Here is a 1766-nt window from a genome sequence, read left to right on the forward strand (position 1 = left end):
CTAGCCCTGGACTTCGCACATGGGTTTGAACTGCCGTTATAGCCAGCGTGGTCGGGTTGGGTCGACGTTGAGTAGGGCGAGGAGTTGGGCTTGGAGCCAGCCTGGGCGCGGTATTCGGGGCGGCTGCCGGTCGTGGGCGGGGATGAGTCGTAGGTCGTGCAGGGCTTGCAGGATGAGGCGGGCGGTGGGTCGGACGGCGCGGTTGTCGAAGGCGTAGAAGCCGACCATGTCGCTCTGGTCCTGTTCGGCGAGGCGTTGGCGGACTTCGCGTTCGATGAGGCTGAAGATGAGCAGGGCCAGGCAGATCACGGTGATCAGGGCGGTGATCCTGCGGTTGGTTTGCAGGAAGATCGGTGCGACGGCGAGCGGGCCTTTGATCGTGGCGTAGCGCTGTTCCACGGCGGTTTGGCCTTTGTAGCGGCGTAGGACTTCGGCGGGGTCGGCGTCGGCGGCCTCGAGGTTGGTCAGTAGGGCATACCAGCCGTCGGTGGCGGCTTCTGCGTCGATCGCGTCCTGGTCGAAGGTCCAGGCGAAGACGGGTTTGCCGGTGTCCGGGGCAGTGGTGATGGTGGTGCGCAGGTAGGCGCCGACCCGGCGTTGTTTGCTGATCTGGGCGGCTTTCGCGGTCACGGCGGCGACGTCGGGGTGATGTCGGGTGCCGGCGGTGCGGGTGAGGGTGTCCAGGTCGGTGCGGGCCTTGCCGAGTTTGAGTTCACGGGCGGTGGCGGCGGCGTTCTGGTTGGCGCTGGAGTGGACCAGGATCCGGCGGATCCGGTGCACCGGATCACTCTTGCGGGGCCCGGGCAGGGGCATGACGTCTTCGGTGACTCGGTAGGCGCAGCGCTTGTCGGCGGGCTTGTTGATGTCGCGCTGGGCGATGTAGTCCACCGCCGCGGTGGTGCCGGGGTCGATGGCGGCGAACAGGCCGGCCGGGACCCGGGCCGCTGCGAGAGGGGCGAGGAACCTGACCCCGGCGTCGGTCATCGCGGTCAGGTTGCCGTAGGAGATCAGTTTCGAGTCGCCGACCATCAGCATGCCGGGAGTGTTCGCCAAATCCTGCAGGGCGTGCATGGCGTCGACGACCTGGGAGATCTCACCGGCGCCGCCGTCGTAGACCTGGTGGAACACCGGGACGGCCCCATCAGCGGACACCGCGATCCCGGCCTGGATCTGTTTCAAATCCGGGCGCCGGTCTTTCGGATGCCCCCACCCAGGCTGCGGATATTCAGGGTCGTTGTGGTCGTAGGCGCCGTGCAGCGAGATCGAGGTCATGTCCCAGTGCAGCCGGGCCACGTCGATCCCGAACACGTCGATCGCCGCGGCGCCGACCGTCCCGATAATCGTGTCGACGTTGTCGGCGACCGCGTCCAACGCCCGGCCGAGCCGGTCGTCGCCGAGCGCGGACGCCGCGATCCCGTAAACCTCCGGGACCGCCCACGCCTTCGCCCAATCGGCGATCCCGGCCATCGCGGACGGATTCGTCAACCGGTTCGCGATCAGCACCTCGATGACCTGGCCATGCGTGGCCAGGGCGATATCCCGGATCGGGCACAACCGGTCAATGATCCCCGCGATGTCGATCCGGCGGCAGAAATCCGCGATCACCGGCAACGATCCCAGCCGTTTCTCCAGCACCACCCCCTCGACCAACTCGGCACGAGGACGCACAGCACTACGACGAGGCACACCCACACCCCGACCAACATATCGATCTTGATCAGAGTGACGGACATTCACCCCAAAGCATGTGCGAAGTCCGGGTCTAG

1 protein-coding gene is annotated in these 1766 nt (G+C 66.8%); it reads right to left on the minus strand.

The window, feature by feature from the left end; genetic code table 11:
* Window positions 1-36 precede the first annotated feature (36 nt).
* Window positions 37-1638 (minus strand): IS1634 family transposase, encoded by a 1602-nt coding sequence (locus tag Ade02nite_RS48785; protein ID WP_203778288.1) that lies wholly within the window; start codon window positions 1636-1638, stop codon window positions 37-39.
* Between the last annotated feature and the right edge of the window lie 128 nt (window positions 1639-1766).

This window comes from Paractinoplanes deccanensis (genome assembly GCF_016862115.1).
GTDB classification, from domain to species: domain Bacteria; phylum Actinomycetota; class Actinomycetes; order Mycobacteriales; family Micromonosporaceae; genus Actinoplanes; species Actinoplanes deccanensis.